The organism is Siminovitchia sp. FSL H7-0308 (genome assembly GCF_037980985.1).
Classification (GTDB): domain Bacteria; phylum Bacillota; class Bacilli; order Bacillales; family Bacillaceae_C; genus Siminovitchia; species Siminovitchia thermophila.
On record NZ_CP150282.1, the window covers coordinates 2586316 to 2605947 of the forward strand.

10 protein-coding genes, 13 tRNA genes, 3 rRNA genes, 1 pseudogene and 1 CRISPR repeat array are annotated in these 19632 nt (G+C 44.4%); of the genes and pseudogenes, 3 read left to right on the top strand and 24 right to left on the bottom strand.

Features of this window, described 5'->3' with window-relative positions:
* Positions 1 to 43: 43 nt before the first annotated feature.
* From MHB50_RS12350 to MHB50_RS12445, 20 genes and pseudogenes are all read right to left on the bottom strand, one after another.
* The gene (locus MHB50_RS12350; protein WP_340083853.1) at positions 44 to 1336 is read right to left on the bottom strand and encodes an ABC transporter substrate-binding protein; all 1293 of its coding nucleotides are present in this window, start codon (positions 1334 to 1336) and stop codon (positions 44 to 46) included.
* A 188-nt stretch (positions 1337 to 1524) separates the two neighbouring features.
* Positions 1525 to 2286 carry a DeoR/GlpR family DNA-binding transcription regulator gene (locus tag MHB50_RS12355; RefSeq protein WP_340083854.1) on the bottom strand — a complete coding sequence of 254 codons (762 nt, stop codon included), beginning with the start codon at positions 2284 to 2286 and terminating at the stop codon, positions 1525 to 1527.
* 1192 nt (positions 2287 to 3478) lie between these two features.
* A CRISPR array of direct repeats spans positions 3479 to 4038; the repeat unit is 32 nt; unit sequence ATTTCAATCCACGCACTCATATAGAGTGCGAC.
* Between the two features lie 267 nt (positions 4039 to 4305).
* Positions 4306 to 5072 (bottom strand): annotated as a pseudogene (locus tag MHB50_RS12360) (transposase).
* 194 nt (positions 5073 to 5266) lie between these two features.
* Positions 5267 to 5350 (bottom strand) — tRNA-Leu (locus tag MHB50_RS12365).
* A gap of 10 nt (positions 5351 to 5360) precedes the next feature.
* Positions 5361 to 5434 (bottom strand) — tRNA-Cys (locus MHB50_RS12370).
* A gap of 7 nt (positions 5435 to 5441) precedes the next feature.
* Positions 5442 to 5516: transfer RNA gene (locus MHB50_RS12375), tRNA-Gly, on the bottom strand.
* A gap of 6 nt (positions 5517 to 5522) precedes the next feature.
* Positions 5523 to 5594, bottom strand: a tRNA-Gln gene (locus tag MHB50_RS12380).
* Between the two features lie 30 nt (positions 5595 to 5624).
* A tRNA-His gene (locus MHB50_RS12385) sits at positions 5625 to 5700 on the bottom strand.
* A 5-nt stretch (positions 5701 to 5705) separates the two neighbouring features.
* Positions 5706 to 5779, bottom strand: a tRNA-Trp gene (locus MHB50_RS12390).
* Positions 5780 to 5784: 5 nt separating this feature from the next.
* Positions 5785 to 5869: transfer RNA gene (locus tag MHB50_RS12395), tRNA-Tyr, on the bottom strand.
* Positions 5870 to 5905: 36 nt separating this feature from the next.
* A tRNA-Phe gene (locus MHB50_RS12400) sits at positions 5906 to 5978 on the bottom strand.
* 77 nt (positions 5979 to 6055) lie between these two features.
* Positions 6056 to 6131 (bottom strand) — tRNA-Asp (locus MHB50_RS12405).
* Between the two features lie 6 nt (positions 6132 to 6137).
* Positions 6138 to 6211 (bottom strand) — tRNA-Met (locus tag MHB50_RS12410).
* 17 nt (positions 6212 to 6228) lie between these two features.
* A tRNA-Glu gene (locus tag MHB50_RS12415) sits at positions 6229 to 6303 on the bottom strand.
* A 20-nt stretch (positions 6304 to 6323) separates the two neighbouring features.
* Positions 6324 to 6416 (bottom strand) — tRNA-Ser (locus MHB50_RS12420).
* Between the two features lie 3 nt (positions 6417 to 6419).
* Positions 6420 to 6494, bottom strand: a tRNA-Asn gene (locus tag MHB50_RS12425).
* Positions 6495 to 6507: 13 nt separating this feature from the next.
* A 5S ribosomal RNA gene (gene rrf / locus MHB50_RS12430) occupies positions 6508 to 6623 on the bottom strand.
* A gap of 221 nt (positions 6624 to 6844) precedes the next feature.
* Positions 6845 to 9775: ribosomal RNA gene (locus MHB50_RS12435) — 23S ribosomal RNA — on the bottom strand.
* A 519-nt stretch (positions 9776 to 10294) separates the two neighbouring features.
* A 16S ribosomal RNA gene (locus MHB50_RS12440) occupies positions 10295 to 11845 on the bottom strand.
* Together the 16S, 23S and 5S rRNA genes with 13 tRNA genes alongside form the textbook arrangement of a ribosomal RNA operon.
* Positions 11846 to 12085: 240 nt before the next feature.
* Entirely contained in the window at positions 12086 to 12949 is an 864-nt protein-coding gene (locus MHB50_RS12445; protein ID WP_340083855.1) for a nucleotidyltransferase-like protein, read from the bottom strand.
* A 133-nt stretch (positions 12950 to 13082) separates the two neighbouring features.
* Here MHB50_RS12445 and MHB50_RS12450 point away from each other — a divergent pair, with 133 nt between their 5' ends.
* Positions 13083 to 13436, top strand: a complete 354-nt coding sequence (locus MHB50_RS12450; protein ID WP_077109560.1) for a YgzB family protein — start codon at positions 13083 to 13085, stop codon at positions 13434 to 13436.
* 32 nt (positions 13437 to 13468) lie between these two features.
* Here MHB50_RS12450 and perR read toward each other — a convergent pair whose 3' ends face one another.
* From perR to MHB50_RS12465, 3 genes are all read right to left on the bottom strand, one after another.
* Positions 13469 to 13906, bottom strand: a complete 438-nt coding sequence (gene perR / locus MHB50_RS12455) for a peroxide-responsive transcriptional repressor PerR (protein ID WP_139345531.1) — start codon at positions 13904 to 13906, stop codon at positions 13469 to 13471.
* 324 nt (positions 13907 to 14230) lie between these two features.
* A complete protein-coding gene (gene bcp, locus MHB50_RS12460; RefSeq protein WP_077109558.1) occupies positions 14231 to 14701 on the bottom strand; it encodes a thioredoxin-dependent thiol peroxidase in 471 nt (156 codons plus the stop codon).
* 66 nt (positions 14702 to 14767) lie between these two features.
* Complete coding sequence (locus MHB50_RS12465) at positions 14768 to 15190, bottom strand: ion channel (protein WP_077109557.1); 423 nt, start codon at positions 15188 to 15190, stop codon at positions 14768 to 14770.
* Positions 15191 to 15436: 246 nt separating this feature from the next.
* On the opposite strand from MHB50_RS12465, the gene MHB50_RS12470 reads away from it, so the two are divergent.
* Both MHB50_RS12470 and MHB50_RS12475 read left to right on the top strand, forming a co-directional pair.
* On the top strand, positions 15437 to 15616 hold the full coding sequence (locus MHB50_RS12470) for a hypothetical protein (RefSeq protein ID WP_340083856.1): 180 nt from the start codon (positions 15437 to 15439) through the stop codon (positions 15614 to 15616).
* Positions 15617 to 16383: 767 nt separating this feature from the next.
* On the top strand, positions 16384 to 17457 hold the full coding sequence (locus tag MHB50_RS12475) for an aromatic acid exporter family protein (RefSeq protein WP_077109554.1): 1074 nt from the start codon (positions 16384 to 16386) through the stop codon (positions 17455 to 17457).
* Positions 17458 to 17860: 403 nt separating this feature from the next.
* Here the strand turns inward: MHB50_RS12475 and MHB50_RS12480 are convergent, their stop codons facing one another.
* Positions 17861 to 19606 (bottom strand): ABC transporter ATP-binding protein, encoded by a 1746-nt coding sequence (locus tag MHB50_RS12480; RefSeq protein ID WP_077109553.1) that lies wholly within the window; start codon positions 19604 to 19606, stop codon positions 17861 to 17863.
* Positions 19607 to 19632: the final 26 nt, after the last annotated feature.

The following is a 19632-nucleotide window of genomic DNA, read 5'->3' on the forward strand; positions in this document are numbered from 1 at the left end:
TAGGATAAAATCATTACCCTATTTTCCTACAGTTCATACACTATTATTTTGTTAATTTATTAATTGCTTCTTGAGTTTCTTTTAAATCCTTTTCCACATCTCCCCCGCCCAAAATACGGTCTCTCATATCAATCAGCATTTGTTCTGCTTCAAGTCCTGAATTTCCCGGGAATGGGGCCCACGGAATAAGATTTTCTATTGTCGCATAAGCCGCCGCCATCATATTATCTTCTTCAATTAAAGCCACCAGTTCTTTATTTTCCGTTGCGTCTGTCGTTTCTGGAAGATAACCGGTACCTTGTGTCCAGGCGGCAACACTATCTGGTTCATATAAGAATTTCATAAATTCCCATGCCGCTTTTTGTTCTTCTTCTTTTTCAGCCGTAATGGCCAATAAAGAACCTCCGGCTGGAACTTTTAATTCCTTTCCTTCAAATGTAGGAGATGGGACTGCCATCGCTTCAAAGTTTCCATTTTCAGTCACATTTTTTCTTTGGGCGACAGTCAAATGAGCCATACCTACCTCACCGGAAACAAATGCCTGCTGACCTTCGTCAATGCCAATATGCAAAGCACTGCCGCCTTTAATCAAATCTTGATAAAATTTGTATGTTTCGACTCCCTCTTCACTGGCAAAGGCAGCTTTTCCGTCAGCAATTGTTTTGCCGCCATTACTTTCCAGCATTTGTTGAACGTTCCAAGTATCTGTAGGCTCAGCTATATACAGCCCTTTTTTCCCAGTGACTTCCGTTATTTTTTCGGAAGCTTTTGCGACTTCTTCCCATGTATTTAATTCGCTTGTCTTGATGCCTGCTTCATTTAAAATATCCATATTTAAATAAAGAATTGGAACACTTAACGAATATGGCAATCCTACTTGGGAACCATCATTGTTAACAGCTAATTCCAAAACATTGTCTAAGAACTTTTCTTTTACATAGTCTTTATCATCCGGAAAATACTTTTCGATGATCGTTTGCGGCTCTGTATATTGAAAGTTGTTAGAAAAATACTCTCGATAAGACCAGCCAATTTGCACAACTGCTGGTGAGTTGCCCGCAGCGACCGCGGATTGCAGGTTTTGCATTAAGCCTTGGTACATTCCCGGGTTATATACGCCCTTAACAACAATTTTATCTTGTGATTCATTAAACTGATTAATTAATTCAGTAACCGTTTTTCCTCCTTGTGTCTCTGCGTTTGGATACCAATACTCAATAGTAACTGGATCTCCCTTGCCAGACTTGCCTTCTTTAGATGAATTACACCCGGTCAAAAAAACGGCTGCCAAAACAACGAAACCTAGTGCTAATGTAAAAAACTTTGTTCTCATCATGATGCCCCTTTATAATGATCTTTTCGAAAAAGTGGATACCTTATGCAGCATGCAAGCGCATAATGAACTATTTGTTGCCACCTTTTCCAAGTGTTCCGTTAGTTAGTGTAAGTATTGAAATGTATGGCGACTTATGCCATTTTCATTTTTTAAAATCCATGCTACACCACCTTTAACAGACTGATATCTCAAACCGTATAAACTGTGATGCCACTATCTCGAAATGGCTGAAGGTCAAACTCTGACGCTTCCTTCCCAGTAATCAACGTGTGGATCGAACTATTTGGAGCTACCGTATGGAGCGAAAGTTTCCCGATTTTGCTATGATCAGCAACCACAATTATTTCCCTTGCCGCCTTGATCATCCCTTGCTTGGCAGGAACCACTCGTTCCTCAGGATGCATCAAGCCATATTGCGGGTGCAAAGCAGGCGTTCCAACAAACGACTTTTCAACATGCAATGACCTCAGTACATGATCCGTGAACATGCCATTCAGAAAAAAACTGGACGGATATAGTTCTCCACCAGTCAAAATCACTTTCATTCGGTGGGCATCCCGCAGCTCTGCCGCGATATTCATGTCATTCGTCACTATTGTAATATCATTGCGGTGTAATAGATGTTTGACAATATGCAAAGTAGTCGTACCCGAATCGATTATAATGCTTTCCCCATCCTTCACCAGACTGGCCGCCATTTTTCCAATTCTCATTTTTTGATCCGAGTTCAGAGTGGTCCTTTCCGTAAAAGATGGCTCTTCTTGAGTCCACTGTTCCATAATGACTCCACCATGCGTTCTTTTTAGTGTGCCATTTCGTTCAATTTCAGCCAGATCCCGGCGGATTGTTGCTTCGTGGACACCAAATTGTTTTGCAAGCGCAGCGATCGTCGCCGTTCGATTCTGCCGGACATATTCGATGATCCGCATCTTTCTCTCGATAGGTAACAAAGACTTTCTCCCTTCGCACACATTTGCACAAAAATATTATTATTTGTGTTTTTTTGCTCATTTTGATTATAGTTCGGGATTATTAATACGTTATTTTTCTATGATGAAGAAAATGTAAAGAATGCGAAAAACATGTATAAAAATGTCGAAAACAGAAGAAAAATGATCCGTCGCCCAATTCACGATTTTGAGTGTTCATTTTTTTCGGAATCATTTGACCAAAAAAACGTTGGAAACAATATTCCAAAGCCTTGTACTGGATGCGTTTAAGCTCAAAAACAAAATGTCAATCATGCAAAAGTGTTTAAACACAAAAAAGCCGATTAAATCTTTGCAAATTCAATCAGCATGTAACAGTTAAAACAGATGGTTACCCATGTGACGAAGACATCAACTTCAGTACGGCAACCAACTTTTGCGGTAAAGGTTGGAAGTAAGTGCGAGATATCGTTTCTCCTTCTATGAATCAGCAGCAGATTCAAGATTTTTTAATGAAAGAAACGAGAATGTGTTTTTGTGAGCAAGTGAGGGGGGGAGCCATAGTGGCTGTCCTGGAGAACGAGTACGTTTGATTAAGATTAAAAAAGCTCATGTAGAAAACCGATTAAAGACCATCTGAATAAAATTCTAGTCATTGATCATTTACAGAATACACGCAGCTCTTCTTTCAGTTAATTGATATTCGTTATGAATAATATGATATTTACGACAAACAAAAACTTCAATCTTTAGATAAAGAAAGCCAAGTTCGATTTTCAAACACTAGCAACAATTTGCGTGGATTCATATTGTTTACATGATCGCTAACCGAGAGACTCCGAGTAAACAAGCGTTTACATGTTGAGCAGTATATGAAGAATCCCCCTTTCATATAAATGAATGAATGTCACCATTTGCCCCTAAAAGTTCGAGGATAGAAAAAGGAGTACCTCCTCCAAATATCGAAATGAGTAAGTAACAGGCCTGTTCAATGGCAGCTATGATATTGAGCCAATCTGTCAGCAACTGGCGGATCAAGAACATGCAGAGTGTCATCCCATATAACCACGAGTAAGAGGAAATGATCGGCGCCTTAATGGAATTTCGCGACTACAACATGTCCCGGTGCGTTCTTATTTCTATCGTTACGACAGCTACAATACAAAATACAAGACACTGAAATATACACACAACAAACAAAGAATATGCGACGTGCCATTAACACTCACTCATATAGAGTGCGACAGTATGAAGGGGGAGGCACGATGACGAAAAAGAATTTCAATCCACGCACTCATGTAGAGTGCGACTTCTAACGCATCCATTAAGCGACCGACGTGCATTCATTTCAATCCACGCACTCATATAGAGTGCGACATTAAGAAACTCACGGAAATCGGGGAGCTTACAATTTCAATCCACGCACTCATATAGAGTGCGACTGCTAATGTTGTACAGCATAACAGATGGAGTGGATTTCAATCCACGCACTCATATAGAGTGCGACCTGGATGATTACATTATGGACGAGCATCCAGAATTATTTCAATCCACGCACTCATATAGAGTGCGACGCTATAAGTCCGGCTATCACTCCTACGACTATAAATTTCAATCCACGCACTCATATAGAGTGCGACGTTGATGCCGCAGGTAATTATTATGTCATCGAAATTTCAATCCACGCACTCATATAGAGTGCGACGTGAACATTGATAAAGCCGCAGTTAATGTCTTGCTTATTTCAATCCACGCACTCATATAGAGTGCGACAGCGAAAATCTCCTAATAAAAGGAAAATCATTCCCTAAATCTAGTAGGATAACCTGTTTTTGGGGATATTTCGCCTATCTTCTTTTCAATTTTACCATATATTTTCGTATTATACTGGGTTTTTTTGGTGCGGGTCCCCCGGAGATTTTATGTTCGCTTGGGGTCCGCACCAAAGTTTACGTTCAATTTTATACAAACTGACGTTTCTCTTTTTAATTAAAATGGTTCTATGTCAAATGTTGGAGTGGGGTGAGATAGAATCTCACTTTACCCAACATGACTTCCAATTTTTTTATACTTATGTAAAAGAAGTATTCTTGCTCTTCCCCTTAGGAAGTTCCTAAATCCAAAGGCGTTCCTCTTCATGACTTTCGTTAGGTTATTAATTCTCTCCAAAAAACCATTTGAGTAAAAAGCTGTTTAGTACTTCTGTCTGCCAGTTTTTGAATGTACGGATAGCCTTCTCAAATTCAGGAATACCATCTTGTTCTACCTTCCTGTAAAAATCCATTAATCCTTTGTCTCCCCATCGGCAATAATCAATTGATATTTTCCTTCCTTTGTATCTCCCTTGTACTCATCGATGGCGATCACCCTGGGCAGTTCTTGAACCTCTGTCATTTCCTTTACGGCCAAACTGTCAAATCTGCGCATGACAGTTGATATGGAAACGCCAAACTGCTGGGCAGTTTCCTTAAATGTCTTCGCTTGCACGATCCGAACGGATACTGCCCGATTACATTCGTTAGAAAGCCGTTGATATCGATGAACAAAAGGATTCCTCCGCAAACCGCTTCCCGCACGAACAGGCATAGTGGCGCTATTTGTAGAAGAGGGACGTCAACCGTTCAAAACACTTCAAATGCTGATCTTTTGAATGCGATAATCATGAACTTTCTTAGTCCTTTCACCACAGCTTGGACACTTGTGGACCTTAACATCCATTTCTATATACGGTCTTCCACTTCTTCCACTTTTGTGATCAATACATCTTCAAGGTCGGGATTGTTATGGTAAAATTCACTTGCACGCAACTCCAATCTTTTCTTGCTTTCTCGTCAATTCAAGTATAAAAGAATTGGATGTTTGCGTGTATTTTTTTACGGGCAAATTGTGTGGAAACCCCAACATTTAGTATAGAGCCTAAAACGAAAAAAAACTCATAAACATTGATATATCAACGTTTATGAGCCTTTTCTCACTTATCTGACCTTAATTTTCTTAAAAATACCTGAGGTGGGATTCGAACCCACAAGCCCGTGAGGGCATTGGATTTTGAGTCCAACGTGTATGCCAGTTCCACCACTCAGGCGTGATAAAATTGGAGGCGGCAACCGGATTCGAACCGGTGGTAAGGGTGTTGCAGACCCGTGCCTTACCACTTGGCTATGCCGCCAAGGTTTTGGAGCGGAAGACGGGGTTCGAACCCGCGACCCCCACCTTGGCAAGGTGGTGTTCTACCACTGAACTACTTCCGCAATATACTGGGCTAGCTGGATTCGAACCAACGAATCACGGAGTCAAAGTCCGTTGCCTTACCGCTTGGCTATAGCCCATCGTTAGTTAAATGATACTATAAATATAAATGGGGCGACTAGTGGGAATCGAACCCACGAGTGTCGGAGCCACAATCCGATGCGTTAACCACTTCGCCATAGCCGCCACTTTGGCAGGGGTAGTAGGAATCGAACCCACACTGGAGGTTTTGGAGACCTCTGTTCTACCGTTAAACTATACCCCTAATCATGGTGGTGGGGGACGGATTCGAACCGCCGAACCCTGAGGGAGCGGATTTACAGTCCGCCGCGTTTAGCCACTTCGCTACCCCACCGAGAAAGTAATTATCTGGTTAGTTAGTTTTAGAAGGTGGCTCAGGACGGAATCGAACCGCCGACACAAGGATTTTCAGTCCTTTGCTCTACCGACTGAGCTACTGAGCCGTATATCATTTAAACGATGACAATTTTTAAAAACGCTCATCATCAGTATCTATGCAACAAGTGGATGGTATTAAAAATGGCGGTCCCGACGGGAATCGAACCCGCGATCTCCTGCGTGACAGGCAGGCATGTTAACCGCTACACTACGGGACCTGTTGATTGCGGGGGCAGGATTTGAACCTGCGACCTTCGGGTTATGAGCCCGACGAGCTACCGAACTGCTCCACCCCGCGACAATGAAAATAAAATATGGTGACCCCTACGGGATTCGAACCCGTGTTACCGCCGTGAAAGGGCGGTGTCTTAACCGCTTGACCAAGGGGCCGTATATATAAAGAGCTTATATGGCGGAGAGCAAGGGATTTGAACCCTTGAGACGGCGGTAGCCGCCTACACGATTTCCAATCGTGCTCCTTCGGCCAGCTCGGACAGCTCTCCGTATGGCTCCGCAGGTAGGATTCGAACCTACGACCGATCGGTTAACAGCCGATAGCTCTACCACTGAGCTACTGCGGAATAATATTGTTTTGCCCGGCAGCGTCCTGCTCTCACAAGGGGAAGCCCCTCATTACCATCGGCGCTGAAGAACTTAACTTCCGTGTTCGGGATGGGAACGGGTGTTGCCTCTTCGCTATCGCCACCAGACAAAAACAACGACATCTTTTATTATAATAGGTTTTATGTATATTTCAAGAGTTTTTTCATTCTCTCAAAACCGGGATACATGAGAAGAAGTCCGAGAACCGTTTTTGTTCAATCCAGCTCCGGACGCTATCGCTTTGCGTCACTTCGCTTCTTCTGGCAAAGTCGATTGACTTTTCCGCCAGAAGCTCCAGTGATGGACAAGCGTCCTGCGCTTTTTATATTTGATTAAGTCCTCGATCGATTAGTATCCGTCAGCTCCATGTGTCGCCACACTTCCACACCGGACCTATCTACCTGATCATCTTTCAGGGATCTTACGTTGCCTGGCAAGCCAGACAATGGGAAATCTCATCTTGAGGGGGGCTTCATGCTTAGATGCTTTCAGCACTTATCCCTTCCGCACATAGCTACCCAGCTATGCCTCTGGCGAGACAACTGGTACACCAGCGGTGCGTCCATCCCGGTCCTCTCGTACTAAGGACAGCTCCTCTCAAATTTCCTGCGCCCGCGACGGATAGGGACCGAACTGTCTCACGACGTTCTGAACCCAGCTCGCGTACCGCTTTAATGGGCGAACAGCCCAACCCTTGGGACCGACTACAGCCCCAGGATGCGATGAGCCGACATCGAGGTGCCAAACCTCCCCGTCGATGTGAACTCTTGGGGGAGATAAGCCTGTTATCCCCGGGGTAGCTTTTATCCGTTGAGCGATGGCCCTTCCATGCGGAACCACCGGATCACTAAGCCCGACTTTCGTCCCTGCTCGACTTGTAGGTCTCGCAGTCAAGCTCCCTTCTGCCTTTACACTCTGCGAATGATTTCCAACCATTCTGAGGGAACCTTTGGGCGCCTCCGTTACCTTTTAGGAGGCGACCGCCCCAGTCAAACTGCCTGCCTGACACTGTCTCCCAACCCGATCAGGGTCGCGGGTTAGACGGTCCATACAGCCAGGGTAGTATCCCACCGTTGCCTCCACGGAAGCTGGCGCTCCCGTTTCCATGGCTCCTACCTATCCTGTACAAGCTGCACAGACAGTCAATATCAAGCTACAGTAAAGCTCCACGGGGTCTTTCCGTCCTGTCGCGGGTAACCTGCATCTTCACAGGTACTATAATTTCACCGAGTCTCTCGTTGAGACAGTGCCCAGATCGTTGCGCCTTTCGTGCGGGTCGGAACTTACCCGACAAGGAATTTCGCTACCTTAGGACCGTTATAGTTACGGCCGCCGTTTACTGGGGCTTCAATTCGAAGCTTCGCCTAAGCTGACCTCTCCTCTTAACCTTCCAGCACCGGGCAGGCGTCAGCCCCTATACTTCGCCTTGCGGCTTCGCAGAGACCTGTGTTTTTGCTAAACAGTCGCCTGGGCCTATTCACTGCGGCTTCTCAGGGCTATTCACCCTAAAAAGCACCCCTTCTCCCGAAGTTACGGGGTCATTTTGCCGAGTTCCTTAACGAGAGTTCTCTCGCTCACCTTAGGATTCTCTCCTCGCCTACCTGTGTCGGTTTGCGGTACGGGCGCCTATTGCCTCGCTAGAAGCTTTTCTCGGCAGTGTGGAATCAGGAACTTCGGTACTTTTTTTCCCTCGCCATCACAGCTCAGCCTACACGGTAAGCGGATTTGCCTACTTACCGGCCTTACTGCTTGGACGCGCTTTTCCAGCTGCGCGCTTGCCTTATCCTCCTGCGTCCCTCCATCACTCAAACGGCAATGAGGCGGTACAGGAATCTCAACCTGTTATCCATCGCCTACGCCTTTCGGCCTCGGCTTAGGTCCCGACTTACCCTGAGCGGACGAGCCTTCCTCAGGAAACCTTAGGCTTTCGGTGGAAGGGATTCTCACCCTTCTTTCGCTACTCATACCGGCATTCTCACTTCCAAGCACTCCACCGCCTCTTTCAAGACGACTTCGCCGCGCTTGGAACGCTCTCCTACCATTGCTATTGCAATCCACAGCTTCGGTGATACGTTTAGCCCCGGTACATTTTCGGCGCAGAGTCACTCGACCAGTGAGCTATTACGCACTCTTTGAATGGTGGCTGCTTCTAAGCCAACATCCTGGTTGTCTAAGCAACTCCACATCCTTTTCCACTTAACGTATACTTGGGGACCTTAGCTGGTGGTCTGGGTTGTTTCCCTCTCGACTACGGATCTTATCACTCGCAGTCTGACTCCCAAGGATAAGTATTTGGCATTCGGAGTTTGTCTGAAGTCGGTAACCCGATGAGGGCCCCTCGTCCAAACAGTGCTCTACCTCCAATACTCTCACCTTGAGGCTAGCCCTAAAGCTATTTCGGAGAGAACCAGCTATCTCCAGGTTCGATTGGAATTTCACCCCTACCCACACCTCATCCCCGCATTTTTCAACATACGTGGGTTCGGGCCTCCAGTCAGTGTTACCTGACCTTCACCCTGGACATGGGTAGATCACCTGGTTTCGGGTCTGCGACCTCATACTCTTGCGCCCTATTCAGACTCGCTTTCGCTGCGGCTCCGTCTTTTCAACTTAACCTTGCATGAAATCGCAACTCGCCGGTTCATTCTACAAAAGGCACGCCATCACACTTATTGTGCTCTGACTACTTGTAGGCACACGGTTTCAGGTTCTATTTCACTCCCCTCCCGGGGTGCTTTTCACCTTTCCCTCACGGTACTGGTTCACTATCGGTCACTAGGGAGTATTTAGCCTTGGGAGATGGTCCTCCCGGATTCCGACGGGATTTCTCGTGTCCCGCCGTACTCAGGATCCACTCGGGAGGGAACGACGTTTCAACTACAGGGCTGTTACCTTCTTTGGCCGGCCTTTCCAGGCCGCTTCGTCTACGCCGTTCCTTTGTCACTCCACTTTGAGTGTCCTACAACCCCGAAAGGCAAGCCTTTCGGTTTGGGCTCTTCCCGTTTCGCTCGCCGCTACTGGGGGAATCGATTTTTCTTTCTCTTCCTCCGGGTACTTAGATGTTTCAGTTCCCCGGGTATGCCTTCCATTCCCTATGGATTCAGAAATGGATACTGCCTCATTATTGGCAGTGGGTTTCCCCATTCGGAAATCTCCGGATCAGCTTGCTTACAGCTCCCCGAAGCATATCGGTGTTCGTCCCGTCCTTCATCGGCTCCTAGTGCCAAGGCATTCACCGTGCGCCCTTATTAACTTAATCTTTTTCGGTCAACGATTAGCATCGAATCTCTGTGTCAGCTCCCTCATTCACGTCATCACGCACTCGTAGTGCGCTCTGGTGCTCATTCGGTCGCTTCCTTGATCTTCTCGCTTCTCGTTGCCCTTTGGTTTTTGCTCAAAAATAAGCAACGCTCGTTTTTTCGAACTGCTTGCTTCTTTTCGCCTAACCTAAAGGTTTTACACTTCTTATGGTTGCTCCATAATGGATCATCCATAAAGTGAACGATTCTCGGTTTGTTTCTTCTCATGTTATCCGGTTTTCAAAGAACGAAGCTGCTGACTTCCATCACGTCATGTGATTGATCAGCGCCTATGCTTCATGCAGCTTTGCGACGAGGTGAAGTTCCTCGAACACGCTGTGCCGCAAGTGAGCACATGTTTTGAGAGTTGTTTGACCTCTCAAAACTAAACGAAACGAAAGCGTCAATGTTGTATCTATTGGAAATGTTCAGTTGCGGCTCCTGCCGAGCAGTCGCCTCCACATTTCAATTATCCTTAGAAAGGAGGTGATCCAGCCGCACCTTCCGATACGGCTACCTTGTTACGACTTCACCCCAATCATCTGTCCCACCTTCGGCGGCTGGCTCCAAATGGTTACCCCACCGACTTCGGGTGTTACAAACTCTCGTGGTGTGACGGGCGGTGTGTACAAGGCCCGGGAACGTATTCACCGCGGCATGCTGATCCGCGATTACTAGCGATTCCGGCTTCATGCAGGCGAGTTGCAGCCTGCAATCCGAACTGAGAATGGTTTTATGGGATTCGCTCCACCTCGCGGTCTCGCGGCCCTTTGTACCATCCATTGTAGCACGTGTGTAGCCCAGGTCATAAGGGGCATGATGATTTGACGTCATCCCCACCTTCCTCCGGTTTGTCACCGGCAGTCACCTTAGAGTGCCCAACTTAATGCTGGCAACTAAGATCAAGGGTTGCGCTCGTTGCGGGACTTAACCCAACATCTCACGACACGAGCTGACGACAACCATGCACCACCTGTCACCGATGTCCCCGAAGGGAAAACTTTATCTCTAAAGCGGGCATCGGGATGTCAAGACCTGGTAAGGTTCTTCGCGTTGCTTCGAATTAAACCACATGCTCCACCGCTTGTGCGGGCCCCCGTCAATTCCTTTGAGTTTCAGCCTTGCGGCCGTACTCCCCAGGCGGAGTGCTTAATGCGTTTGCTGCAGCACTAAGGGGCGGAAACCCCCTAACACTTAGCACTCATCGTTTACGGCGTGGACTACCAGGGTATCTAATCCTGTTCGCTACCCACGCTTTCGCGCCTCAGCGTCAGTTACAGACCAGAGAGCCGCCTTCGCCACTGGTGTTCCTCCACATCTCTACGCATTTCACCGCTACACGTGGAATTCCGCTCTCCTCTTCTGCACTCAAGCCTCCCAGTTTCCAATGACCCTCCACGGTTGAGCCGTGGGCTTTCACATCAGACTTAAGAAGCCGCCTGCGCGCGCTTTACGCCCAATAATTCCGGACAACGCTTGCCACCTACGTATTACCGCGGCTGCTGGCACGTAGTTAGCCGTGGCTTTCTGGTCAGGTACCGTCAACGCACCGGCAGTTACTCCGATGCGGGTTCTTCCCTGATAACAGAGTTTTACGATCCGAAGACCTTCATCACTCACGCGGCGTTGCTCCGTCAGACTTGCGTCCATTGCGGAAGATTCCCTACTGCTGCCTCCCGTAGGAGTCTGGGCCGTGTCTCAGTCCCAGTGTGGCCGATCACCCTCTCAGGTCGGCTACGCATCGTTGCCTTGGTAGGCCGTTACCCCACCAACTAGCTAATGCGCCGCGGGCCCATCTGTAAGTGACAGCAGAGCCGTCTTTTATCCTTTCTCCATGCGGAAAAAGAAATTATCCGGTATTAGCCCCGGTTTCCCGGAGTTATCCCAGTCTTACAGGCAGGTTGCCCACGTGTTACTCACCCGTCCGCCGCTGACTAAAAAGGAGCAAGCTCCTCTTTTGTCCGCTCGACTTGCATGTATTAGGCACGCCGCCAGCGTTCGTCCTGAGCCAGGATCAAACTCTCATGTAAAAGTTTGGTTAGCTCATAATTAAAGCTGACTAATTAATTATTGATTGACGTTTCGTTTCGTTCAGTTTTCAAAGATCAAACTTTCGTTTGCCGCTTTATAGGCGACTTTTATATACTAACATATTGAACATCGTTATGTCAACATGTTTTTTGATTCGTTTTTTGTCGGCTGTTTATCAGCGACGACTATTAATATATCAAACAACATTTTTTATGTCAACAACAAATTTCAAAAAACATCTATCCAGTTTGATAACAGCGTTCATAGATCCCCTTTAAGTCCGTTTCCACTTGGACCGGGACAATAACGCTTCTTTCAATTAAGTAGTCAAACAGAATGCTTAAGTTTGCTCCGTAGTGTTTTGTTTGGGGATGTTGGACAATTTCTTCAAATCTCCAGAGAGGCTTCTCTTGCATAACTCCCAATAAGTGTTCTGTTCCTAAAGGAGTTTTCGAGTATATTAAAAATTCACTTGCCAAATATAACAGCTCTAGCCTTTTATCAATCGATTCGTTCCCAAGAACCAGCTCCTCATACAACTTTAAAATTTCTGGTTCAATTTGCTTGATCTGTCTCCAAACGGCCGAATCCGGAAACAGCCCGCTCTCTATAACAGCTATCTTTCCCAGTCGATAAAGCGCATATACCGCATGATGAAAAGCATGAAAAAATTGATCTTTCTTGAAAAAACTTTTTCCTTCTGTAAAGCTTTTGATTAATTCGGCAAATTCCAGCCCAATCGTTAGTTTTCGCTTTTTCGTCATTAAGCTGTGCAAATCATTTTTCAAGCATTCCATATAACGGTCACGGTCAAATAATATATGCCCTTCATGCCATATATCTATCAACTTTAGCTGTGAACCGGGCAGCGTCCATTCCTGTAGCCGCTTTTCATCAATAATGTAAAAAGCAATTTTCTTTTCCTGGAAGTTGTAGTGCTTAATTACTTCCAGCTTATCCTGCCAGACTTCAACGACTATCACTATTACATCAAACATATCCATGGCCGTCAATAATCTGTCTTCTTTTTCAATCATTATTATTCCTAATGTGGTGGATTTGGAAGCATATTGTTCAAATAATGGCCGCAGGATATCCTCCATTATCATTCCTCCAAATAAAAATTGATTTCGTAATTGTTTCGACGATTTGATGTGATTTTCCTGCTTTTTTCAATTATATACACTTTGCTAGGCCTTTTTTATGGTATAGTGTATTTTTGGGAGGGCTGGTAATATGGCAAAAAAATATTCAAGTAAAATAAACAAAATCCGCAGTTTTGCGTTAAGTTTAATTTTTATCGGATTCATCATTATGTATGTAGGCATTTTCTTTCAAAAGCAGCCGATCCTCATGACATTATTTATGTTGTTGGGCTTATTAGCCATTATTGGTAGTACAGTGGTCTATTTCTGGATTGGAATGCTTTCCACAAAAGCTGTTCAGGTAATATGCCCAAATTGCGATAAAGCGACAAAGGTTCTTGGACGGGTAGATATGTGCATGCATTGCCGTGAGCCGCTCACACTTGACCCTGAACTTGAAGGAAAAGAGTTCGATGAAAATTATAATCGAAAAAGAAATAAATAAAAAAGATCGCCTGCTTTTATACGGCGATCTTTTTAGTGGTTTTGTCGATTTTGGCACTCGGGACAGACTCCGTAAATTTCCATTCGATGGGTCCCAACTTCAAAACCCGTTACATGTGCAGCAAGCTGTTCTACTTCATCAAGACCGGGATAATGGAAATCAACAATTTTTTCGCATTTTTCACATATGATATGGTAATGATCCGTTGTTACAAAGTCAAAGCGGCTGGATGCATCACCATAAGTAAGTTCTTTAACGAGCCCGACTTCCTTGAAAACCCGCAAATTGTTATAAACAGTAGCAACACTCATATTTGGAAATTTACTTTCAAGAGATTTATAAATATCGTCAGCAGTCGGATGAGACATTGACTGAATCAGGTATTCTAAAATCGCATGACGTTGAGGTGTAATCCGGACCCCTGTTTTTTTCAACGTATCAATTGCCTCTTTTAACTGGTGTTCTGACATCGCCATGCACCTCTTTTCTTATAAGAAATTGATTCTCTTTTTATAATCCTTATAATTAGTGTACTAATTGATATGACGTTTTGTCAATGATTATCATTGTTTTCACTATAAGTATACTCTTTTTTAAGCTGTTTCATGTCCCGGTAATCGGAAACCAATGAAAGCAGATTGGTTTTTAAGTGCTGGAAACAACAAAAAAGGACTGCTACTGCAGTCCAAAATGAATTTTTACTGAGGAGGTATGCCCTGTAATGTTACTTTATGTATTTGAACTTAACTTGAATGGACAAAAGCCGTATAAAATCGAAAAATGGGCAAATACATTTACGATAAATGATCTTTGATGTACTGCAGGGCTTCTTCCACGTGCCCCTTAACCTTTACTTTTCTCCATTCCTTGGCGATCCTGCCCTCTTTATCGATGATAAAAGTTGAACGCTCAATTCCCATATATTCCTTGCCAAAGTTCTTTTTCAACTTCCAGACACCATACTTTTCCGCCACTTCATGGTTGTCATCGACGAGAAGCAAAAATGGCAAGCCATGCTTTTCAATAAACTTTTCATGCTTGTCCAACGGATCGGGGCTGACTCCCAAAATGACTGCATCAAGCGTTGCGAAGTCTTCATGCATATCTCTGAAGTCACATGCCTGCGTTGTACATCCAGGTGTCATATCTTTAGGATAAAAATATAAAACGACGTTTTTCCCTTTAAAATCAGATAAGCTAACTTCCTTCCCATTGCTTGCAAGCAATGAAAAATCCGGAGCCATTTCCATTTCTTTTACTGTCATAAAATCGCCTCCTGTCATGATCATCTCTTATAAGCCTACACAAAATTAAAGACAAATACAATTATTCTAATTTTTACCCCGAGAGGCAGGATCAAAATCAACAAAGGTACGAACAACGAAGGCAGCCGGAATCGTATAACCAAGGAGTGCTTCAATGATGACAAGGAAGCGACCGATACCAATGGGAGCGACATCCCCAAAGCCTACGGAAAAAAGGGTGACGGCACTTAAATAGATGGAGGTTCCCAGCCGGGAAAAAAATGATTGTGGGGCAGAAGAAGCTGCGTCATCATAAAGAACCCGATAACCTTTCAATTCCAGAAGGAGGTAAAGCATTCCGAAGCCGACCATGATAACGGCATATGTGATTGCCAGAAAAATGAAATTTTCAAAAGACACTTCTTTGAATTTGAACCTTGTGGGGAAAAATAGCATTCTAAGAGCCATCAATATACAAATGACAACTCCTAAAAATAAAATGTACCACATCCCCATCAACTCCTTTAACCCTTGTCTTTCATCTTACGTTCGATTATTTATTGCTATGACGCCCGTTGAAGAATCATCAAAATCATTGCGTGAAGATCACTTGCATACTAAAATATATGAAGGATTTTACTTCTGAGGGTATCAATTTTACATAAAGAAGCACTAATCACGGGAGGATGAAACAGCCTTTCCCGCGCTTTTAAAACAGTAGAGGGCGGTACGCCTGCCGATTACGGAGCCTATATAATGGAGATTGATTACTTAGTAGCCATATACATTACCCTTTCCCATCCTCATGTTGCCAAGGTTAGCGACGAAACAGGAGTGTTGTTTGAAGTGAACTTTGCACAAATGCTGAAAAATGACCCCTTCACTGGACAAAGCTCGGGAACAAAAAGCAGTTATGTCCACAATCCGGAAGCATGAGCTTTAAGTTATCATGGTCATTTTGATCTCGCACTCGTTGTGGAAGGGTCAGGTTCTTAACAATTTTAGCATGCCTCCTCCGAGGAGTTATGATCATTACTGTTCAATCATATTGAGGAGTTGAACATGCCATGAAGCCTGAGCAGTGAAAATAGCCAGCTGTTTTGATTTGAGACGATGGCTGAAAGCAATGGATTGGTGATTCTAAAAACGGATTTCTTGAAAAATAAATGAAATAGCACCTGATCATGAAACACTCGTGATTTATAATGAGGTGATCTCTCTTCCCTTTATGTATGGATAGTGTCCAAAACGAAGATTTGGCTGCCACGGGAAAAATGATCGGCATGGACTTGCCGGTCGGTGGTTATGGCGGGAAAAAACAATAAAAGGTGTCGCTTCCTTGGTTCTGCTCGGGGGCAATCGCCGGAAACCCGCTTCCATTCTTTCAACAGAATTGCTTGTTTAAAAATTCCCTCAAAAGAGGGGGATATAAGGACTTGGCGCCTCCTTGAAGATAGGATTTCTAGGCAGAAAAACCGGCGATCGTCTGAAAGGCGCACACCCGCGAAAAAGAGATATATGATGAACAGGCAGAAAGAACATGTGTCAACTTCTTCAAACTGCTGCCTCGGGAAGCCATACAAATAAGCCACTCGCATAGGATATAATGGATACCATTTCCTATGTGGAAAATGCTTTTAAAAAATTGAAATGAAGGAAACGCTTGTAATAGCGATTTTCCTAACAGAAAGGAACTATTGAATATGAAGCTTGGTGCCCGCATGTTAAAAACGGGAATAGCCATTACGTTATCACTTTATATCGCTCAGCTTCTTAATTTGCAACCAATTCTGTTTGCAGGAATAGCAGCTATATTTGCAATCCAGCCGACCATTTATCGTTCGTACTTATCTGTTGTGGAGCAAATACAAGGAAATATTATTGGTGCTTTACTGGCCATCGCCTTTACCCTGCTGTTTGGGAATCATTTGCTGATCATCGGACTGGCTGCGATCGTAGCGATCGGAATCATGTTAAAGTTGAAGCTGGAGAATTCGATTAGGCTGGCGCTCGTTACGATTATTGCCATTATGGAAGCACCGGTTGATGAATTCCTGTACTATGCTTCTTTACGTACATTTTCAATTTTTATTGGTATTTTAAGTGCTTTTGTCGTCAACTTGATCTTCCTTCCCCCGAAATATGAAACAAGACTTTTTCAAAGCATTTCGGAAGTAACGGAAGACATATTAAAGTGGCTTAGACTTACGACGAGATTCGCCTCCGAAGACGAGCTTTTAAAAGAAGATATTGAAACAATCAAAAAGAGATTAACGAAAGTAAATCAGCTGTATTCCATGTATGAAGAAGAACGGAGTTATTTTAAAAAAACAGATTATGCCAAACTCCGCAAACTTGTCCTCTACAGGCAAATGATCCAAGTGACACAAAAGAGCTATGACATCTTGAAACTCCAGCATAAATATGAGAATATCCTACTCCAGCTTCCCGAAACGCTTCAAGTGGAAACACGGGAAAGGCTTGATCTCTTAATGAGCTATCATGACCAGTTGCTCTTGAAGTTTATCGGACGGGTCAAACCGGAAGCAGAGCTTGATGATGTTCATTATGGCGAATCGAGCAGGGACCAGCTGCGGGATGCCTATTTAGCCGAAATTCGCAGAGATAATATAGAAGATGAATTTCAGCCTTACCATTTAATGCGGGTGCTGACCGCGATCATTGAATATGAAGAACAATTGGAGCAACTGGAAAAGTTGATCCGAACTTCTCAAACATTCCATGAAGACGAAACCCAGGTGACATTACCTTCATAATTTATATGAATCAAATAATGCTTATCATGAATTAAAATGAAACTTCGGGCAGCAGTGGTTGGCCTAAAAGGGGTGGATCATGCAAAGGGCGCCACACAATGTGGTGCCCCTGAGTCTTGCGGACCTCCAGAAGCAAAGGCTAAGATCGAAAGCGTCATATTGGCAAGCTCAGACAGCAACATCCCACACTTTTTTCTACGTGGGTAACATGCATCGAAGCTCCTCATCCTTTATACATCTTTGTGACCGACCTCCTTGAAAAACAATACGATGTGTCGCAGTCGAAGCTTTTTTCTATTGAATCGGGTGTTTACAAACGTAGGGGGGACTACCAGTTCATGCTGGATCTCAAAACAAAATGATACACATGAAAAAAACCGGAGGTTCTCTTCCTCCGGCTTTTTCATGCCAACTGCTGTACTTGGAAAAGGGAGTAGTAATGCCCTTGCCTTTTCATAAGCTCTTCATGCGTTCCCACTTCAACAATTCTTCCATGCTCAATCAATACAATCCGGTCGGCATGTGTAATCGTTGATAGTCTGTGCGCAATGACAAACGTCGTTCTATTTTTCGCCAATTCATCAAGGGCTTCCTGGATTAAATGTTCACTTTCCAGGTCAAGAGCCGATGTTGCCTCATCCAATATAAGTATAGGCGGATTTTTTAAGAAAACCCTTGCGATGGCAATCCTTTGTTTTTGTCCACCGGACAATTTCACGCCGCGTTCTCCGACAGTCGTCTCGTACCCATTGGGCAAATCCATGATAAAATCGTGTGCATTGGCGGCTTTGGCCGCTCTGATCACCTCTTCCTCGGTGCTGTCAGGCTTTCCGAGCAAAATATTTGTTTTGACCGAGTCGCTGAATAAAATATTGTCCTGTAAAACAACTCCGATTTTATCGCGCAAGCTGCGTACTTTCAAGGTTCGGATGTCTATTCCATCCAGCAAGACTTTCCCTTTCGTTACATCATAAAAACGCGGAATCAAACTGACAAGGGATGATTTTCCTCCTCCACTCATTCCAACAAGCGCGATCGTTTCCCCTTCTTTTACATCTAAGTTAATGTCTCGAAGCACGAGCTTTTCCTTTTCACTATAGGAAAAAGAAACATCATCAAAACGAATATTGCCCCGGACTTCTCCAACTTCCACCGCACCCGGTTCATCAGCAATATCATATTTGACATCGGCCAACTCGAAGACACGATCCATCGACGCAATCGATTGGGTAAGTGTAGTTGAAGAGTTCATTAACCGGCGAAGCGGATTATACAATCGTTCTACATATCCCATAAAGGCAACCATCGTACCGATCGAGAGATTTCCATGAATGACCTGGTACCCGGCATAGGCGATGACAATGAGCGGGGCAATATCCGTAATTGTATTGACAACAGCAAACGCTTTTGCCGTCCAGCTCGTATGATTCAGCGCTTTTTGCAAAAAGTTTGTATTATTTTTATCGAATTGGGTTTGTTCATGGTCTTCAATTGCAAAACTTTTAATAACAGGCATCCCTTGGACCCGTTCGTGCAGATAACTTTGGACCTCGGCCAACGCTTGGGAACGCTCCCTTGTCAATCTCCGTAAATTTCCAAAGAAATAGCGTACCGATATCATATAAAGCGGGAATACGGCAAGCGATACAATTGTGAGAGGTACGTCAAGTGTAAACATAATGGCGATCGCGATAAGGACTGTAGCCGCATCCAGCCACAAGTTCATCAACCCGGTAATCACAAAGTCCTTTGTTGCTTCGACATCATTAATGACCCTGGAAATCACTTCTCCGGAACGAGTGTTTGAATAAAACTTAAAACTCAGCTTTTGAATATGCGTGAACAGCCGATCGCGGATATCATACAATATTTTGCTCGCGGTCCATTGCGCAAAATATTGCCTGTAATACTCAACAGGCGGCCTTATAATAACAAATATGAACATCATAACGGCCATCGTGATAAACAATGTGGATGTTTTTTCATCGGCACTCAAATGATTGGCAGTAATGATATCATCTATCACATACTTCATTAAAAAAGGAATTAACAGCGGTATCGCGAATTTAATAATTCCTATGAAAAGTGTTCCAATAATTTTCCAACGATACGGCTTTACGAAAGCCAAATACCTTTTAATGATCCCCATGCGACTCCCCCCAAAGAAGGGCAAAT

Excerpts from the sequence above, each read along its gene's own strand:
- MHB50_RS12350 (WP_340083853.1), bottom strand. The coding sequence starts at position 1,336 with ATGATGAGAACAAAGTTTTTTACATTAGCACTAGGTTTCGTTGTTTTG.
- MHB50_RS12475 (WP_077109554.1), top strand. The coding sequence starts at position 16,384 with ATGAAGCTTGGTGCCCGCATGTTAAAAACGGGAATAGCCATTACGTTA.
- MHB50_RS12445 (WP_340083855.1), bottom strand. The coding sequence starts at position 12,949 with ATGGAGGATATCCTGCGGCCATTATTTGAACAATATGCTTCCAAATCC.
- MHB50_RS12470 (WP_340083856.1), top strand. The coding sequence starts at position 15,437 with ATGGAGATTGATTACTTAGTAGCCATATACATTACCCTTTCCCATCCT.
- MHB50_RS12465 (WP_077109557.1), bottom strand. The coding sequence starts at position 15,190 with ATGTGGTACATTTTATTTTTAGGAGTTGTCATTTGTATATTGATGGCT.
- bcp (WP_077109558.1), bottom strand. The coding sequence starts at position 14,701 with ATGACAGTAAAAGAAATGGAAATGGCTCCGGATTTTTCATTGCTTGCA.
- MHB50_RS12450 (WP_077109560.1), top strand. The coding sequence starts at position 13,083 with ATGGCAAAAAAATATTCAAGTAAAATAAACAAAATCCGCAGTTTTGCG.
- perR (WP_139345531.1), bottom strand. The coding sequence starts at position 13,906 with ATGTCAGAACACCAGTTAAAAGAGGCAATTGATACGTTGAAAAAAACA.
- MHB50_RS12480 (WP_077109553.1), bottom strand. The coding sequence starts at position 19,606 with ATGGGGATCATTAAAAGGTATTTGGCTTTCGTAAAGCCGTATCGTTGG.